The organism is Vibrio diabolicus (genome assembly GCF_011801455.1).
Classification (GTDB): Bacteria; Pseudomonadota; Gammaproteobacteria; order Enterobacterales; family Vibrionaceae; genus Vibrio; species Vibrio diabolicus.
Map to the genome: position 1 here is coordinate 2456119 of NZ_CP042451.1, position 18719 is coordinate 2474837.

Genomic DNA, 18719 nt, shown 5'->3' on the forward strand with positions numbered 1-18719 from the left:
ACCGAGTGCTTCGCGAAGAACTGAAAGACTTTTTAGCTGATAAAGCCGACGACATGAAAGCGGAAGACATTATCGTCCTAAATGTGGAAGATAAATCAAGCGTTACAGATTACATGATCATCTGTACTGGCACATCCAAACGCCACGTTTCATCCATCGCTGACCACGTTGCAACAGAAGTGAAAAAAGCCGGTCTTGAGCCACTAGGAATGGAAGGTGAAAACGAAGGTGAATGGGTAGTCCTAGATATGGGCGACGCCATGCTTCACGTGATGCAAGAAGAGCACCGCGAACTCTACCAGCTAGAAAAACTCTGGGGTTAATCTTTTGAAAATTCAACTAATTGCTGTTGGCACAAAAATGCCAAAATGGGTTGAGGAAGGCTTTCAAGAATATCGTCGCCGTTTCCCACATGATATGCCATTGGAGTTGATTGAAATATCTGCTGGCAAACGTGGAAAAAATGCCGATATCGCTCGTATCCTGCAAAAAGAAGGGGAAGCGATGCTCGCTGCGGTACCAAAAGGCAACCGTATCGTCACGTTAGATATCCCAGGTAAAAAATGGGATACTCCTCAACTCGCTGAGCAGTTAGAAGCTTGGAAATTAGATGGCCGTGATGTATCAATCTTAATCGGCGGTCCTGAAGGACTCGCTCCTGCATGCAAAGCTGCAGCAGACCAAAGCTGGTCATTGTCTGCCTTAACGCTACCGCACCCTTTAGTGCGTATCGTAATGGCAGAAAGCTTATACCGAGCGTGGAGCATCACCGCGAACCATCCTTACCACCGCGAATAATCGTTGTTTAACTTTAGAGCCAAGCGTTAATGATTCGTAAGCGCCGCAGTCAAATCCGAGATTATCAAGCCGAAGCGCGTCTGTTTGCCAGCCGCGCTATTGTCGCTTTTATCGGCATTGTTCTCTTGATGGGAGCTCTGGTCGCCAATATGTACAACATTCAGGTGAACCAGTTTCAAGATTATCAAACCCGCTCGAACGATAACCGTATCAAAGTGGTTCCTATCGCGCCCAACCGAGGTCTGATTTATGACCGAAATGGTGTTTTACTGGCAGAGAACCGTCCCGTCTTTAACTTAGAACTGACTCCAGAAAAAATTAAAGACATTGATGCAACCATCCAAGAACTACAAACCATTCTGGAAATTACCCCAGATCAGATTGAACGTTTCCACCAAGAGCGTAAACGGACTCGTCGATTTAAGTCGGTCCCACTGCTTACCCAACTGAACGAAAAACAAGTAGCGGTATTCTCCGTCAATCAGTACCGCTTTCCTGGTGTAGAAATAAGCGCGACCTTAAAGCGCTATTACCCTTTCAGCGAAGTCTTAACCCACGTGATTGGTTACGTTTCTCGAATCAATGATCGCGACATGCAGCGCCTGATCCGAGAAGAAAAAGACGCAAACTATCAAGCCACTCGCGACATTGGTAAGCTGGGTATCGAAAAATACTACGAAGACCTCTTACACGGTACGGCCGGGTATCAAGAAGTCGAAGTAAACAGCCGCGGCCGCGTGATTCGTACGTTAAAGTACGTTCCACCTGTCCCCGGAAAAGACATCGTTTTAAACCTTGATATCAACTTGCAGCTGTACGTACACCAATTATTGGATGGCCGCAGAGGCAGTGCTGTAGTGATCGATCCTAGAGACAACGGCGTGCTGGCTATGGTTTCAAGCCCTAGCTACGACCCTAACTCGTTCGTGCACGGAATCTCGGGTAAAGACTATCGCGCCCTTTTGAACGATAAAAACCGTCCTTTGGTCAACCGTACCACACTTGGCATTTACCCACCTGCGTCTACCATCAAACCATTTATGGCGGTAGCCGCGCTGCAAGAAGGTGTCGTCACACCTAACACCACGCGAAATGATCCTGGTTATTGGCGCATACCAAACTCCAACACTCGCCCATTCCGTGACTGGTTGCGTTGGGGGCACGGACGCGTCGATATCATTAAGTCGATCGAAGAGTCTGTTGATACCTTCTACTATCAAATCGCTTATGACATGGGTATTGACCGTATTTCGAATTGGATGATGATGTTCGGTTTTGGTGATTACACTGGCATCGATATCTACGAAGAAAGTAAGGCGAATATGCCGACTCGTGACTGGAAAATGTCTCGCCATAAAACCCCGTGGTACAAAGGCGATACGATCCCTGTGGGTATCGGTCAAGGTTATTGGACAGCAACACCAATGCAAATCGCCAAAGCGACCTCCGTATTAGTAAATGAGGGAGAAGTGATCGCACCTCACTTGCTCAAAGCGACGATAGAGAACGGCAACGACTTCGAAGAACAACAAACAACAGAATACGTGACTTACCCGCCAATCAAGAATGTACCGAAAAAGTACTGGGATATGGCGAAAGAAGGCATGCGTCGTGTAAACCATGGCACGCGCGGAACAGCTCGCCGCTCATTCTACAAAATGAGTTATCAAACAGCGGGTAAATCAGGTACTGCGCAAGTCTTCGGTCTGGGTGAAAACGAAGAGTACAACGCAGATGAGATCGCCGAGCACTTACGTGACCATGCGTTATTTACTGGCTTTGCACCATTTGATGATCCTAAAGTGGTCGTCACTGTAGTGCTAGAAAACGCCGGCGGTGGTTCTAGCAACGGTGCCCCAGTAGTAAGGAAAATTTTTGACCGAGTCGTTCTAGGCCCAGAAGAAATTGAGCCTGAAAACAATGCGAAGAAAGAGGTAAAACAGTAATGAAGATGGATCCCTCTACAGGTAAAAATCGCGCCCTGTTTGAACGCTTCCATATCGACTTACCACTCCTACTTGGCATATTGGCCCTGATGGGGTTTGGCCTCGTGATCATGTACAGCGCTAGTGGCCAAAGTTTACTGATGATGGATCGCCAAGCTATGCGGATGGTGCTTTCACTCGTTGTGATGATCGTTCTTGCGCAGCTTTCTCCACGAACCTACGAGAGCCTGGCACCTTTGATGTTCGTCGGCGGCGTCATACTGCTCTTTGGCGTGCTGTTTTTCGGTGAAGCATCTAAAGGCGCACAGCGTTGGCTTAACCTCGGTTTTGTGCGCTTTCAACCTTCCGAGTTATTGAAGCTCGCGGTGCCATTAATGGTGGCACGCTATGTAGGTCGACAACCCCTTCCGCCAACGCTAAAAACACTCATCGTTGCACTGATTATGGTCTGCTTGCCAACCATCCTCATTGCAAAACAGCCTGACTTAGGGACCTCTATTCTAATCGCCGCTTCCGGTATTTTTGTTATCTTCCTCGCGGGCATTAGTTGGAAAATCATCGCTGGTGCCGCCATCGCACTCGGTGGTTTCATTCCGATTTTGTGGTTCTTCTTGATGCGCGAATACCAAAAAGTTCGCGTACGTACTCTGTTTAACCCAGAGTCAGATCCGCTTGGTGCGGGCTACCACATTATCCAAAGTAAAATCGCGATTGGCTCTGGTGGTATTTCAGGCAAAGGTTGGTTGCAAGGCACTCAATCACAACTGGAATTTCTTCCTGAACGACACACTGACTTTATCTTTGCAGTAATTGCTGAAGAATGGGGTATGATTGGCTTCCTTTGCCTTTTAGCCATCTATCTATTTATTATTGGAAGAGGTTTATACCTCGCCAGCCAAGCGCAAACTGCATTTGGACGAATGATGGCAGGCAGTATTGTACTCAGCTTCTTCGTGTATATTTTTGTAAATATTGGCATGGTAAGTGGCATCCTACCTGTAGTAGGTGTACCGTTGCCACTCATTAGTTATGGCGGCACATCAATGGTAACCTTGATGGCTGGCTTTGGTATTCTGATGTCAATTCATACGCACCGAAAAGCATTCTCTAAGGCGACCTAGACATGCAAAAACGCGCTTTATATTCCTTGGTTTTCTCTGCTCTTATTTTGGCAGGCTGTTCATCAACTAGCCAAAAAGAACAAGAAGGCCGTTACGAACTCGAATCCGATGTTGCACCGGATACACCGCTTTCAGTCGAACACATCGAGGATGCGCACCCTAAATATGAACCGTACAGCCTAGGTGGCAACAAGGATTACCACTTGCGTGGCAAAGACTACAAAATAGTTCGCGATGCCAAAGGCTTTAAAGAAAAAGGCCGCGCATCTTGGTATGGGAAGAAGTTCCAAGGTCATTTGACTTCTAATGGCGAAATCTATGACATGTACTCAATGACAGCGGCGCATAAAACGCTACCGTTACCAAGTTACGTAAAAGTTACCAATACTGACAACGGCAAAACCACCGTAGTACGAGTTAATGACCGAGGTCCTTTTCACGATGGCCGTATTATCGATTTAAGCTATGCCGCCGCACATAAGTTAGATGTCATAAAAACAGGCACCGCGAACGTGGAAATTGAAGTGATCAGTATCAATCAGCCCACGGACAAAAAGTCATTAGAAGCGCACCCTAAGTACGTTATTCAAGTGGCATCATCAAAAAATGAAGAGCGCGCGCGAACTTTAGGCACCGAGCTTGGTCAAAAATTGGATACAGAAACTTTCCTAGAAAATGCGAAAGAGTCTTATCGCTTGTTGTTAGGGCCATTTACTGACTATTCCCTGACGCAAGCCACTCTAGATAAAGTAAAGTTGCTCGGCTATTCGTCTGCATTTATTAAAAAACACAACACTGCCAAATGACCTAGTGTCATGAATTTCTCCTCGATCCCCTCTTACATAGCTGGGGATTCTGATAAGATGTCCGCAGTTAACCCAAAAATTTGAATTACCATGAATAAAAATAAGTTTGTGAAATCTATTCTCGTTTCTTCGGTTGCCCTTTCTGCAACTTTCGCTCAATCTGCTCTTGCATCACCTATCGTTGTTCCAGATGCCCCTCAAATCGCGGCGAAGGGCTACGTTCTGATGGATTACCATTCAGGTAAAGTACTGGCAGAGAAAGAGATGAACACAAAATTGTCTCCAGCCAGTCTGACTAAGATGATGACAAGCTACGTAATCGGCCAAGAACTAGCGCGTGGTAATATCTCAGAAGATGACGATGTCACCATCAGTAAAAATGCATGGGCGAAAAACTTCCCTGAATCATCAAAAATGTTCATTGAAGTGGGCACAACTGTAAAAGTACGTGACCTAAACCGCGGTATCATCGTCCAGTCTGGTAACGATGCCTGTGTAGCAATGGCTGAACACATTGCAGGCTCAGAAGATGCGTTTGTTGACCTAATGAACGCTTGGGCCAACACACTAGGTATGACGAACTCGCACTTTGCCAACGTTCATGGTCTAGATAACGCCGAGCTGTACTCGACACCATACGACATGGCATTGCTAGGTAAAGCCCTGATCCGTGACGTACCAAATGAGTACCGCGTGTACTCAGAGAAGAAATTTACTTACAACGGCATCACCCAATACAACCGTAACGGTCTACTTTGGGATAAGAGCATGAACGTTGATGGCATCAAAACGGGTCACACAAGCAATGCGGGTTACAGCCTAGTAAGTTCAGCAACTGAAGGCCAAATGCGTTTGGTTGCGGTCGTTATGGGTACGAAAGATGCCAATGCTCGTAAGTCAGAAAGCAAAAAGCTACTAAGCTACGGCTTCCGTTTCTTCGAAACAGTAGCACCGCACAAAGCAGGTGAAACGTTCGTTGAAGAAAAAGTGTGGATGGGTAACAAAGACACTGTAGCGTTGGGCCTTGACCAAGATACTTACGTAACACTACCACGTGGTGAAGCGAAAAACCTAAAAGCCAGCTTCGTCCTTGAAAAAGAGCTAGAAGCCCCAATTAATAAAGGTGATGTAGTTGGTAAGCTATACTATCAGATCGATGGTGAAGATATTGCCGAATACCCACTAATGGCACTAGAAACCGTAGAGCAAGGTAGTCTATTTAGCCGCATGTGGGATTACATCGTATTGTTATTCAAGAGCTTCTTCTAAGAAGAACGTTAGAGTAGCAAACTTATTCGCAAAGCCGCCTGAAAGGGCGGCTTTTTAAGTTTGAGATCCTCGTCTTGAGTTCCCCCTAATTTGACTGTACTATTTCGCACCGCAACGAATATCTACTGGAGTTATCGATATGCTAACCATCAACTCTGATGCAAAATTAAAAGACCTGCTTGAGTTCCCTTGTTCATTTACTTACAAGGTAATGGGTCATGCAAAGCCTGAACTTCCAGAGCTTGTTCTTGAAGTTATTCAGCGCCATGCTCCAGGTGACTACAGCCCGACCGTTAAACCAAGTGCTAAGGGCAACTACCACTCGGTATCAATCAACATCACTGCGACGTCTATCGAGCAAGTTGAGACGCTATACAAAGAGTTAGGTGAAATTGACATCGTGCGCATGGTTCTATAATTTTTTGATAGATTAAATTTTTTTTGAAAGCAGCTTCGGCTGCTTTCTTTTTATTTATCAACTAGATAACAAAACTTTACATCGCTTTCAGTTAAAAATCTGTTACTCAGCGGTAGAGCATCAGGGTTATCCGGTTTATAATCCAAAAACTTTATATATTAGCAACAGGAATTCCCATGCAACACCAACTTGTTGTAAAACGACTTGGCCGCCAAGACTATGAGCCTGTATGGAAGGCGATGCATGAGTTCACCGACCAACGCACAGAAGAAACCCCTGATGAAGTCTGGTTGGTAGAACATAACCCAGTATTTACGCAAGGTCAGGCAGGTAAAGCTGAGCACCTTATTAACACTGGTGACATTCCTGTTGTACAAAGTGATCGCGGAGGCCAGGTTACGTATCATGGCCCTGGTCAGTTGGTCGCCTATTTCTTGATCAACTTACGCCGCAAAAAATTAGGTGTACGAGATCTCGTTACCACTATCGAGAACCTCGTGATCAACACGCTAAAAGCATACAATATCGATTCGGCCGCGCGACCTGACGCACCAGGCGTTTACGTTGACGGTAAAAAAATATGCTCTCTCGGTTTACGCATTCGTAAAGGATGCTCGTTTCATGGCTTAGCCTTGAACGTAAATATGGATTTAACACCGTTTCTGCGTATTAACCCTTGTGGTTATGAAGGTATGGAAATGGTTCAGGTCAGCCAATTTGGCGGCCCAGACAATGTAGAAGCCGTAGAAAAACAATTAATAGAAGAACTCGTTACTTTGCTCGACTATGAGCAAGTAGAATTCAGCACAGAAGCACCTTCTCAAGGTAATAAAGCATGAGCAAACCAATCCAGATGGAAAAAGGCGTTAAATATCGTGACGCCGATAAAATGGCATTGATTCCCGTAAAGAACATGCCTACAGAGCAGAAAGAAGTGCTACGTAAGCCTGATTGGATGAAGATCAAGCTACCAGCCGACAGCCAACGAATTCAAGACATCAAGGCGGCGATGCGCAAGAATAAACTTCACTCCGTATGTGAAGAAGCATCTTGCCCTAACCTAGCGGAATGTTTTAACCACGGTACAGCTACCTTCATGATCTTAGGTGCTATTTGTACTCGTCGTTGTCCTTTCTGTGACGTTGCTCATGGCCGCCCATTACCACCGGAAGCAGAAGAGCCTCAAAAACTGGCGAAAACCATCGCCGATATGAAGCTGAAATACGTAGTAATCACTTCTGTTGACCGTGACGATCTGCGTGATGGTGGTGCACAGCACTTTGCCGACTGTAACCGCGAGATCCGTGCATTAAACCCGCATATTAAGATTGAAACTCTGGTTCCTGACTTCCGAGGTCGTATGGATGTAGCGCTTGATCTAATGAAAGACAATCCGCCAGATGTCTTCAACCACAACTTAGAAACAGCACCACGTCTTTACCGTAAAGCTCGCCCAGGTGCGAACTACAAATGGTCACTTGAGCTTCTTAAGAAGTTCAAAGAGCAGCATCCAGATGTACCGACCAAATCTGGTTTGATGATGGGTCTTGGTGAAACCAAAGAAGAAATCATCGAAGTACTGAAAGATCTACGCGCACACGGCGTAACGATGCTAACTCTAGGTCAGTACCTAGCGCCAAGCCGTCACCACTTGCCAGTAGAGCGTTACGTTCCGCCATCAGAGTTTGACGAGCTAAAAGAAGTTGCACTAGAGCTTGGCTTCACGCACGCAGCGTGTGGTCCATTTGTTCGCTCTTCTTACCATGCCGATATGCAGGCTCAAGGCATCGAGATTAAATAAGCACTCGCTTATTTTGAAGAGAAAAGGTTGGCTCAGTGCCAACCTTTTTTGTATCAGTCAAATGGTGATAAAAAGCCATTCTACCTCCGTCATTCTGAACAGCGAGGAACGAGCGTTATTGAGAATCAGTTTCCAACGTACTGATGATTTTTTGGGAAACGCTGAGTAAAAGAGTGTGCCTCAACAAGATTCCTGATCTCGCCTAGGCTCGTCGGAATGACGCGGTTTGGATATATTGAAAGGGACAAGTGTTGGTAGCCATCTCCTTATCACACACTCTTCGCTATATCTCATTCCAAACGCCAGACAAACAAAAAGGCCCTCAATTGAGGACCTTTAGTATATCAATGTTCAAAATAGACGAGTCGAGTTCTAGGAGAACACACGGAGTTTGCGCGAGCAAATGAGTATGTTCGACACCGAAATCGACTCATTCTATGAAGAACAGTTAGGCGTAAACCGGTAGACGCTTACAAATTTCGAGCACTTTCTGTTTAGTCGCTTCGATAACTTCTTCGTTGCCGATGTTATCTAGAACGTCACACATCCAGTTTGCTAGCTCTTTTGCATCTTCTTCAGTGAAGCCACGGCGAGTGATCGCTGGCGTACCTACACGGATACCAGACGTTACGAATGGGCTGCGTGGGTCATTTGGTACCGAGTTTTTGTTCACTGTGATGTTTGCTGCACCTAGTGCCGCGTCTGCGTCTTTACCAGTGATGTCTTTGTCGATCAGGTCCACAAGGAACAAATGGTTTTCTGTGCCGTTAGATACGATTTTGTAGCCACGCTCTTGGAATTGACCAACCATTGCTTTTGCGTTTTTCACTACGCGAGCTTGGTAAGCTTTGAACTCTGGCTCCATCGCTTCTTTGAACGCTACTGCTTTACCAGCGATAACGTGCATTAGAGGGCCACCTTGACCACCAGGGAACACTGCTGAGTTCAATTTCTTGTACATATCTTCGCCAGCATTTGACAAGATAAGACCACCGCGAGGACCTGCTAGTGTTTTGTGCGTCGTTGTTGTTACCACGTGAGCGTGTGGAACAGGTGTTGGGTATTCGCCTGCTGCGATAAGACCCGCTACGTGCGCCATATCAACGAAAAGGTAAGCATCTACTTTGTCCGCGATTTCACGCATGCGCTTCCAATCAACGATTTGCGAGTAAGCAGAGAAACCACCGATGATCATCTTAGGCTTGTGCTCAAGCGCTAGCTGTTCCATCTCGTCGTAGTTGATTTGACCCGCTTCATCGATACCGTAAGGGATAACGTTGTAGTGCTTACCAGAGAAGTTTACTGGAGAACCGTGAGTCAGGTGACCACCGTGCGCTAGGCTCATGCCTAGAACTGTATCGCCTGGGTTAAGAAGCGCCATGTAAACCGCGCTGTTTGCTTGAGAACCTGAGTGAGGCTGTACGTTCGCGTATTCACAACCGAACAGTTTGCATGCACGGTCGATAGCAAGTTGTTCCGCTTTATCTACGTACTCACAACCGCCGTAGTAACGCTTGCCTGGGTAGCCTTCAGCGTATTTGTTCGTTAGCTGAGAACCTTGCGCTTCCATTACACGTGGGCTTGTGTAGTTTTCAGAAGCGATAAGTTCAATGTGTTCTTCCTGGCGAAGAGTTTCTTCCTGGATAGCTGCGAACAGTTCCGCATCGTAATCTGCGATGTTCATATCACGCTTAAGCATCTGTATCTCCTGACTCAGATTAGTACTGAAAGTTGCAAAAAAACTGTTGAATGACCCTACGCAAACGTTTTCGTCACCCTAATGGCGCGCATTCTACATAATTTGATCTGGGTCATAAAGAGAAATTTACAATTTTTCTCATGCAGTTTTTTCATGATGGCAAGCAATCTGTATCACGCCCGCATTGCAATTGCATAACGACGATCTACTGCCTGTCAATTTTGTGCTTTACACCCTGTAAAACAGCAATTACATAGGTTTACCGTAAATTTTACCCTCTAGCTACCGAAAAGATCATCTTTTTACTACTATGCACGCCTTATTTATCACTAATGACTGCAACATTGATGGAAAAACACTCATTAAAAGAAGACTGGATAGCGATTCTCACGGGTACCTTTTTGGTAGCTCAAGGCGTTTTCTTTCTCCAATCCGCAAACCTCCTAACAGGGGGGACGACAGGATTGGCTCTGCTTATTAGCCAATTTACACCTTTTACGTTTGGTGTGCTGTACTTTTTAGCAAACAGTCCCTTTTACTTGCTAGCATGGAAACGCTTCGGCCGTCATTTCGCCATTAATAGTGCCATTTCTGGCGCTTTGGTTTCTATCTTTGCCGATCATCTTTATTTGCTAATCTCGCTCGAATCGGTAAATGAAGTTTATTGTGCCGTCGCAGGTGGGCTTTTAATGGGACTCGGTATGCTGATCTTGTTCCGACATCGCTCCAGCTTAGGTGGCTTTAACGTGCTGTGTTTATTTATTCAGGACAAATTTGGCATTTCAGTTGGCAAAAGCCAAATGGCAATCGATGCGTGCATCCTGTTTGCGTCATTCTTCTTTGTCACTCCAGAAGTAATTGGTCTTTCGATTTTGGGCGCGTTTGCACTGAATGTCGTGTTAGCGATGAACCACAAGCCTCATCGCTATTCCGTGACCTACGGTTCATAAACTTTTGATGATAATTGGAGCGCAATTTATAAGATTTCGCGCTCCAATCGCTATATAATATTTCGCCATTTCCAAATAACGCGGTGCGGTATGCGCGATTTTTTGCAACAAGCCAAACAAACTCACAGTTGTATTGCGATTGGCGAGTTGGTCTATAATCCGAAGACACAAACTCTTCATCAAGACACTGTCGCGATTGATCTCGAACCTCGTACCATTGAGTTATTAGAGCTGCTGCTAACAAGCGTGGGACATCCGCTCTCTGCCGATACCATTATCGAAACCATTTGGCAGAGCAAATTCATCTCTAAGAATGTACTCACTAACCGCATTAGCACCTTACGTGCGCTGCTACAACAGCATCTCCCCGAGTACGATGCGACTAAGCTCTTGGTCACTTATCCTCGCAAAGGTTACTTTCTAAACCCAGCGAATATCCGTTTAGTGCCACCAGCGAAAAACCATCGACGTGCTATTACAGCTCAAGTTGCGAACCGTAAGAACATCAAGCTGATTTTGGCTTATAGCTTATGTGCCGTACTTGTGGTTTGTAGCGTGACGCTCGCAAGCTTGTTATGGCAACGCCAAGAGATTTCAACGCAGCAAACACGTCATCAGTTACTTATCCCCAAAGTCGAGTTGCTGCTCAACCGTGTCGATGCGATTGGCTCCCAAGCAAGAAAATATCGCATACTGGTCAAAGCCATCTTGCTGCAACAACAGGTCGAATATCCATACACCGACATCGCCAACCAAGACGCTCCCAGTTACTTTCTTGATCCTATCGGTCATACGCCGTATTTCCCTGGCGCGCGAAACATGCAGACCAGTGATTACGAACTCAACATAGAGTTAAAAGACGGCGCAGAGCAAGGCACCTTGAAAGCTCAGATGAACCTTATTTATCCTGCGACAGGGAAACTGGCGTTTCGCAACGAATACACACTGCGCTTATCCGACCTACAATCGGATATCTTCCAAATTCACTCAGATGTCGCGCAATACTTCAACTTGCCTGCACCTTCGGCAAGCACATGGCAGCTGTCAGACGTTCATCAAAAAATGCTGTTTGAGAATGTCTTTTCTAACCAACCTCTCCAACAAGCTGATGAGTTTGCAGCGATCACAACCGCAAGGCATCTCGCTTTGTACGAGCAAGAACCTCAAAAGCTGGAAGCGTATTTGACGCAAGTGCAGTCGTCGTTCGATGTTTTGCCAGATGAGCTAAGCCTCTGGTTGGGCGTATTGCATTTCAAACTAGGTAACCTAGACCGAGCAAAAGTTCTGCTGACCACTCCAGATGGCGACTCACGTATTCAAAACGCGCTGATTTATACGTTTGTGTCTCACATCGCTTATAAACAAAACAAACTCGAACAGTTCCGTCTCAACTACATGGAATCACTGGTGGCACTGCTGCGCGTTTTACCTTCCGAGACATTGTTTGAACGTCTTTCTCAATCTGAATCGAAAGAAACTTGCCTTCAACCATGGAAAACGTTGCATGTCAGTTTGACCGATCAAGAAATTATCAGCCGATGGAAAGCGCTCATCAACGAGTATTGCACCAACGTAGCTAACGAAATAAGCCCAAATAAAACAAAGACCTAAACATAAAATTAAGCTTTCGTTAAGCCCTATTAGCTTTTGTTTTTTGCCCTTTTTAGCTCATTAAACTTAGCATGCTCGCATTCAAGCAACGGCCCAACATGAAGCGGCCTAATCAATCAGGAATGTAAACCATGCTAAACAAAATGACGCTTATCGCAGCAGCAACTCTGGCTCTTTACGGCTGTGGCGGTGGTTCATCTTCTGGCAGTGCTAATCCAAACAAAGTGCCTCAAGAAAGTTTCGACATCGCGATTCAAAACTCAATCTTCGCTCCCACGCCAAGCACACAACTAAACTACGCGTTTAGCCTGGATGGCCAACCTGAAGGCGAGATGAAACTGAGTTTCCAAGCGATGGATAACGAGCAATTGTTGGCAGCATTGGCACAAATCCCAAACAGCGAAGCAATGGTCCAGTTGGTTAATGACTTGGTGAACTACGGCGCCAAACAGTTCTACTATTCTGACGAACAGTACAACGACGATGAAGAGGGCAATACGCTTTATTTTGCAGGCTCTGATGGCGCACTTCATGAAGTCACCGATGCTTATTCCATTAACCAGCAGTTTGTTGCCATGCTGATGCACAGCAGCCCTATTTTCCGTCTCAACGGTGACGACGTAAAAGAGAAAAGCCCGAACATTGATATCGGTGAAGAGACCATATCTCTGCAAACCACTCTAACAGGCTACGCAGTTCACAACCTACTAGACAGTTTTGAAGATCATGAGTGGGTGCAAAACCTGCCAATGACAGCATCTTGCCAAGTGGTTTGGCAACAGCAAATCCGAGAGACTGGCGTACGTAAAACGTTCTCGATTTCAAGCAAGAAAATTGAAGCGGCGTACCTGACGGAAGAAAATACTTACAACCTAAACTGCAATGATATGGACTCAATGGAGTTCGCCACTTCGGCAGAACGTTGGTTTAACCCGAGCTTAGGTCTGATTGAGCAAATCGAGCTGCTAAAAGTACAACAAGTACAAATCAATGAAGAGAAAGTGCTGCTAACAGCAATTGAAACAAAATAAGCCTGTACTCCACAAGTATCTCGCATCTCAATAAAAAAGGCTTTGGGGAGCACACCAAAGCCTTTATCTCGAACATCAATCTTAGGGGGTGACACCCGAGTTTATTCTTCTATCAATAAAATACGAGTTTCGTAAGGTCGTAATACTTGATGGTTTGACGCGACTGCACTCGCTGAGTTTTGATAGTTGGATAGCAAGTTTTTCGCTTTATTCATATCAAAACGCTCTGGCAGAACGCATTCCACCTCTTCAGCGTAGTAGTTGTTGATACACAGCAGCGTTTGTTTGTCGTTCTGGCGAGCGTAAGCAAAAATGCGTTGATGCTCTGGCAATAAATCTTCATAACGGCCATCGGTGATCACCGGAACCTGTTTACGTAGCTCAATCAAACGTTTGTAGAAGTAGAACACCGAGTTCAAATCAGCAACCGCTGCTTCTGCGTTGATTTCAGAGTAATTCTGCGCCACTTCAAGCCACGGTGTGCCTTCGGTAAAACCAGCGTGCTTTTGGCTATTCCATTGCATTGGCGTACGTGAGTTATCACGCGACTTCTGCGCCAAAATCGCCATCATCTCCTCGTGTGATACACCATCGCGGTTAACCATGATGTCGTACATGTTGGTGCTTTCTACGTCGCGGTACTGGCTGATCTCAGTGTAACCTGGGTTGGTCATGCCAATCTCTTCCCCTTGGTAAACATAAGGTGTGCCTTGCATCATGTGCACTGATGCCGCAAGCATCTTGGCAGATTCAACACGGTATTGCTCGTCGTTACCTAATCGGCTCACAACGCGTGGCTGGTCGTGGTTACACCAGAACAACGCCCCCCACCCTTTGCCATTTAAGCCCGTTTGCCAATGGTTGAAGATCTGCTTTAACTGAATGAAATCAAAAGGCGCTTTAGTCCATTTTTCACCATTCGGATAATCGACTTTCAGATGATGAAAGTTGAACACCATGGATAGCTCTTTGCCGTCTAGCGAAGAGTATTGCTGGCAGTGCTCTAGCGTGGTGGAAGACATTTCACCCACCGTCACGCTGCCGTATTTTTGAAACACGGCTTCGCTGATTTCTTGCAGATATTCGTGCACGCGAGGACCATCAGTATAGAAACGACGGCCATCGCCAATATCATCGCTTGGGAAATCTTGTTGTTTAGAAATCAGGTTGATGACATCAAGACGGAAACCATCCACGCCTTTGTCTGCCCAGAAGCTGATGACTTCTTTGACTTCTTCGCGCACCACTGGGTTTTCCCAGTTCAAATCCGCCTGCTCTTTAGCAAAAAGGTGCAAGTAGTACTGCCCTGTCGCTTCATCCAATTCCCAAGCATTGCCTCCAAACTTCGATTGCCAGTTGTTGGGCTCTACGCCATCAACCGGATCTTTCCAGATGTAGTAATCACGGTAAGGGCTGTTTTTATCACCTAACGCAGATTGGAACCACTTGTGTTCTGTCGAAGTATGGTTGACCACGATGTCCATGATGATTCGAATGCCCAACTGATGAGCCTCTGACAACAGGGTATCGAAATCTTGCATCGTGCCGAACTCGGGGTTGACCGCGTAGTAATCGGAGATGTCATAACCGTTATCAACCATTGGAGACTGATACACTGGCGTCAGCCAAATCGCATCCACACCGAGATGTTTTAGATAATCCAGTTTAGAAATGATCCCTTTAATATCGCCCGTGCCTTTACTGCCGCTGTCACAAAAGCTTTTTGGGTAAATTTGATAGATGGTTGCGGTTTTCCACCAGCTCTCATCATGCTTGGTCATAGCCATTTCTAACACTCACTTACCAGTAATCGGAAACTTAAAATTTGAAAAGAAAAATAGGAGGAGGCAGCCAAGTCACTGCCTCAAATTGAATTACGCGTTTGCCGCCTCAAGCTCACCTTTCGCTTGTGCACGCTTATAAAGAAGTAACGTTAATGCAGCGGGTACCACCATCGCGACCAACATCGCCAGAGCAAAGATGCCCCAGAACTGCGGCTGGATAGATAAGATGCCCGGCAAGCCGCCCACACCGATACCGTTCGCCATGACGCCCGCACTACCACAGATAGCAGCAGCACATGCACTACCGATCATCGCACTCAACATTGGGAACTTGTATTTCAAGTTGATGCCGTACATCGCCGGCTCTGTTACGCCAAGGTAGGCAGAAATCGCTGCTGGCACTGAGATTTCACGCTCATCCTGCTTTTTACTGATGATAATGATGCCAACCACTGCCGATGCTTGAGCAATGTTCGATAGTGCAATCAAAGGCCAAATCGGCGTGCCACCTAATTCTTGCATCAACTGCAAGTCAACGGCGTTGGTTGTGTGGTGGATACCTGTGATCACAAGTGGCGCGTATAAGAAGCCGAAGATGGTTGAACCAATCATCGCAAAGTCACCCGTCATGGCTGCTTTTGCTGCGAATGCTACGCCGTCACCCAACATACGACCGAATGGGCCAATGATAGAGTGCGCAAGAATCACAGACACAATGATAGAAACAAACGGTACTACTACTAGGTAAAGGTAAGACGGAATGATGCGTTTTAAGCGTGTTTCGATAAACGCTAGTGCGATACCTGCTAACATCGCGGGAATCACCTGCGCTTGGTAACCGACTTTCTCAATCGCAAACAACCCAAAGTCCCACACTTCAGGTACTTGCTTACCAATCAGGTAGGCGTTCATTAACTGCGGCGAAACCAAAGTTACACCAAGCGTGATACCCAGAATCGGTGTACCACCGAGCTTTTTCACGGTCGACCAACACACACCAACGGGTAGGAAGAAGAAAATCGCTTCACCAATTAACCATAGGAATGAGTGAACAGTCGCCCAAAACTGACTGATTTCCGTTAGGGTTTGACCATCAAACATTTTGATGTCGCCAATCACATTACGGAAACCAAGAATCAAACCACCAGTAATGATCGCAGGCAACAGTGGTACAAAGATTTCTGCAAGGTGGGAAATACCACGCTCAACGATATTCATGTTTTGGCGAGCAGCATTCTTGGATTCGTCTTTGCTCGCTTCACTTTTACCGCTTAGCTCGATCAGTACTTTGTAAACCTCATCAACTTCAGTGCCGATGACGACTTGGAATTGACCTGCGTTGGTAAAGCAGCCCTTCACCATCGGTAATGCTTCTAACTGTTTTGTATCTGCTTTGTCCGTATCGTTTAGAACAAAACGCAAGCGAGTTAAACAGTGGCTTACACTGGCAATATTGTCCGGCCCCCCGACCAGCTCAATAAGACGCTCCACGTCTTTACGCGCAATCTTACTCATAACTTTGTCCACCCTGTATTGGATACATTCGATTCATCATTTTATTTTTTTATAAATGGGAACATTCCCATTTCTTAATTTTAATATTGCCACTCAAAGACAAAAAACAAAATGGGAACAGTCCCATTAATTGAGAATGATCACAGTATAATTTTAGAGCAAATCGTTGTAGTGTGGATTAGCGGCAAATAGGTTGTTGAGTGAAGTGAACGACTTCTTCATCGCCATTTAATTGATTAATCAGCATTTTAGCGGACTTTTCACCCGCAAGGGTATAACCAGGATCGACACTAAATACTTTAGGGAAAAGGAAAGAAAGCAACTCGTTACCACCCACGCCTGTCACGACCACGTCTTCACGACCTAACTCTTGAAGACGCTTGATTACGCCCAATGCAATGGTATCGCTGGCACACACAATAGCTTGCGTGTCTGCTTTCAGAACGTGGTCCACCAACTGATAAGCACTTTCATGGCTAAGCTTACCGGTTTGGAAGCAAGGCGTAAGTTGCTTGCGCTGACACCAAGCTTTGTAAGCATTTAAACGAGCCAAGCCTGTGGTTTTATCTTCGGGATCAACACCAATATAAGCAATGCGAGATAAAGATTGCTGCTCAAGGTGAGACAAAGCCATGTCTATCACGCCTTGGTTATCATAATTGATGGAAGAGACGTTATCGGTATCCATCGCAATCACCACAATGCGATTGCCCCACTCGGCTAAGGCTTGCTCATCGCATCCAGTAAACCCAAATACAATCACGCCATCCACATTGCGACGCTTAAGCACACTCAAGTGCTCATTGGTTTTGTCTCGGTCAAACTGACTCTCCATGATCACCGCATCATAACCAGCGGAATACAATGCATTGAGCATTGTACCAACAGCACGATTTTCGGATGGTGAGTCCAGACGGGAGATGATAACACCAATGACTTTTTGGCTACCGCCACGCATTGATTGCGCAGATTTGGACGGTACATAACCAGATTCACGAATGATTTGCTCTACTTTCTCTCGCGTTTGAGGTTTCACTTTTGGATCGTTAGTAAGCACACGGCTTACTGTTGATTTGCCAACGCCTGCCAATTTCGCGATATCAAGAATAGTGAGTTTTTTGCTCATAAGTGATCAAACTAGAGTGGATGAATGCTTAGGTGACTGAACTTTAACAGTAATAAGAGAAAAGGGAAGCAAACGCTTCCCTTAAATATGCGAATTGTGCAGATTATTTCTTTAGATATGCAGGCACGTCAGCAACACTATCAAGCACAACCGTTGCTAATGCTTCGCCTTGCTCAGTAACAGGCTTACCTGTGCGCACCAAAATCTTGGTACCAACGCCCGCGGCTTCTGCTGCCATCATGTCTTCGGCTTTATCACCAATCATCACAGATTTTTCCATGTCGATTTTCAAGAAGTCGCGAGCAGAGATAAACATACCAGGTTTAGGCTTGCGGCAATCACAATCCTGCTTGTAATCGCCAATGCCATGTTCAGGGTGATGTGGGCAGTAGTAGATACCATCAAACTCAACACCATGATCAACAAAGTTCCAGTCCATCCATTGAGTCAGAGACAAGAAACGGTCTTCACTGAATTTACCACGTGCGATGCCCGATTGATTCGTCACTAGCACTAAGAGGTAACCTTGATCTTTCAGCGCTTTCGTCGCTTCAAATACACCATCAATGTACTCAAAATCATGTTCGTCATGAACGTAGCCGTGGTCAACGTTTATCACGCCATCACGATCGATAAAAACAGCAGGTTTTGCCAAAACATATTTCTCTATTAACTCGGTTTAATCAGATTATTACATACCTTATAAACTTCAACACTATCTAATTCGTTCTAGGCCTCGACAAAACAGTTGATTTGTTGGGCAAGAATCGGTAATTCTGAGTGGGCTCTCCACTTATCTTCTCCTCGTAACTTACTCCTCATTCTCTTCAAAACAGAACATCCA

General features: G+C 45.7%; 17 protein-coding genes. 12 read left to right on the forward strand and 5 right to left on the reverse strand.

What is annotated here, in order from left to right; all coding sequences use genetic code 11:
* The first annotated feature begins 5 nt into the window (after positions 1 to 5).
* The 9 genes from rsfS (at position 6) to lipA (ending at position 8159) form a co-directional block, all read left to right on the forward strand.
* Positions 6 to 323, forward strand: coding sequence for a ribosome silencing factor (rsfS, locus tag FR741_RS11715; RefSeq protein ID WP_005373015.1), 318 nt, complete (start codon positions 6 to 8; stop codon positions 321 to 323).
* Between the two features lie 4 nt (positions 324 to 327).
* On the forward strand, positions 328 to 798 hold the full coding sequence (rlmH, locus tag FR741_RS11720) for a 23S rRNA (pseudouridine(1915)-N(3))-methyltransferase RlmH (RefSeq protein ID WP_017821762.1): 471 nt from the start codon (positions 328 to 330) through the stop codon (positions 796 to 798).
* Between the two features lie 29 nt (positions 799 to 827).
* Complete coding sequence (gene mrdA, locus FR741_RS11725; protein WP_005391316.1) at positions 828 to 2744, forward strand: penicillin-binding protein 2; 1917 nt, start codon at positions 828 to 830, stop codon at positions 2742 to 2744.
* Positions 2744 to 3865, forward strand: coding sequence for a rod shape-determining protein RodA (rodA, locus tag FR741_RS11730; RefSeq protein WP_005391317.1), 1122 nt, complete (start codon positions 2744 to 2746; stop codon positions 3863 to 3865). The genes mrdA and rodA overlap by 1 nt, the downstream gene beginning before the upstream one ends.
* A gap of 2 nt (positions 3866 to 3867) precedes the next feature.
* Complete coding sequence (locus FR741_RS11735) at positions 3868 to 4671, forward strand: septal ring lytic transglycosylase RlpA family protein (RefSeq protein ID WP_046874297.1); 804 nt, start codon at positions 3868 to 3870, stop codon at positions 4669 to 4671.
* A 90-nt stretch (positions 4672 to 4761) separates the two neighbouring features.
* Positions 4762 to 5940 carry a serine hydrolase gene (locus FR741_RS11740; protein WP_012842069.1) on the forward strand — a complete coding sequence of 393 codons (1179 nt, stop codon included), beginning with the start codon at positions 4762 to 4764 and terminating at the stop codon, positions 5938 to 5940.
* 139 nt (positions 5941 to 6079) lie between these two features.
* Positions 6080 to 6358, forward strand: a complete 279-nt coding sequence (gene ybeD / locus FR741_RS11745) for a DUF493 family protein YbeD (protein ID WP_005384135.1) — start codon at positions 6080 to 6082, stop codon at positions 6356 to 6358.
* Positions 6359 to 6534: 176 nt separating this feature from the next.
* Complete coding sequence (gene lipB, locus FR741_RS11750; protein WP_005391320.1) at positions 6535 to 7197, forward strand: lipoyl(octanoyl) transferase LipB; 663 nt, start codon at positions 6535 to 6537, stop codon at positions 7195 to 7197.
* A complete protein-coding gene (lipA, locus tag FR741_RS11755; protein ID WP_005391329.1) occupies positions 7194 to 8159 on the forward strand; it encodes a lipoyl synthase in 966 nt (321 codons plus the stop codon). The genes lipB and lipA overlap by 4 nt, the downstream gene beginning before the upstream one ends.
* A gap of 448 nt (positions 8160 to 8607) precedes the next feature.
* On the opposite strand, the gene glyA is transcribed toward lipA, so the two are convergent.
* Entirely contained in the window at positions 8608 to 9858 is a 1251-nt protein-coding gene (gene glyA / locus FR741_RS11760; RefSeq protein ID WP_005391333.1) for a serine hydroxymethyltransferase, read from the reverse strand.
* Positions 9859 to 10205: 347 nt separating this feature from the next.
* Between glyA and FR741_RS11765 the strand changes: the two genes are divergently transcribed.
* From FR741_RS11765 to FR741_RS11775, 3 genes are all read left to right on the forward strand, one after another.
* The gene (locus FR741_RS11765) at positions 10206 to 10808 is read left to right on the forward strand and encodes a YitT family protein (RefSeq protein WP_031780204.1); all 603 of its coding nucleotides are present in this window, start codon (positions 10206 to 10208) and stop codon (positions 10806 to 10808) included.
* A 90-nt stretch (positions 10809 to 10898) separates the two neighbouring features.
* A complete protein-coding gene (locus FR741_RS11770) occupies positions 10899 to 12419 on the forward strand; it encodes a winged helix-turn-helix domain-containing protein (protein ID WP_150916406.1) in 1521 nt (506 codons plus the stop codon).
* Between the two features lie 131 nt (positions 12420 to 12550).
* Complete coding sequence (locus tag FR741_RS11775) at positions 12551 to 13450, forward strand: hypothetical protein (protein WP_167426828.1); 900 nt, start codon at positions 12551 to 12553, stop codon at positions 13448 to 13450.
* A 101-nt stretch (positions 13451 to 13551) separates the two neighbouring features.
* Here FR741_RS11775 and treC read toward each other — a convergent pair whose 3' ends face one another.
* The 4 genes from treC to gmhB form a co-directional block, all read right to left on the reverse strand.
* Positions 13552 to 15237: an alpha,alpha-phosphotrehalase gene (treC, locus tag FR741_RS11780; protein ID WP_167426829.1), complete on the reverse strand. Its 1686-nt coding sequence runs from the start codon at positions 15235 to 15237 to the stop codon at positions 13552 to 13554.
* 87 nt (positions 15238 to 15324) lie between these two features.
* The gene (treB, locus tag FR741_RS11785) at positions 15325 to 16749 is read right to left on the reverse strand and encodes a PTS trehalose transporter subunit IIBC (RefSeq protein WP_005391342.1); all 1425 of its coding nucleotides are present in this window, start codon (positions 16747 to 16749) and stop codon (positions 15325 to 15327) included.
* 178 nt (positions 16750 to 16927) lie between these two features.
* Complete coding sequence (treR, locus tag FR741_RS11790; protein ID WP_006743211.1) at positions 16928 to 17875, reverse strand: trehalose operon repressor TreR; 948 nt, start codon at positions 17873 to 17875, stop codon at positions 16928 to 16930.
* Positions 17876 to 17978: 103 nt separating this feature from the next.
* Positions 17979 to 18530 (reverse strand): D-glycero-beta-D-manno-heptose 1,7-bisphosphate 7-phosphatase, encoded by a 552-nt coding sequence (gene gmhB / locus FR741_RS11795; RefSeq protein WP_048626100.1) that lies wholly within the window; start codon positions 18528 to 18530, stop codon positions 17979 to 17981.
* Between the last annotated feature and the right edge of the window lie 189 nt (positions 18531 to 18719).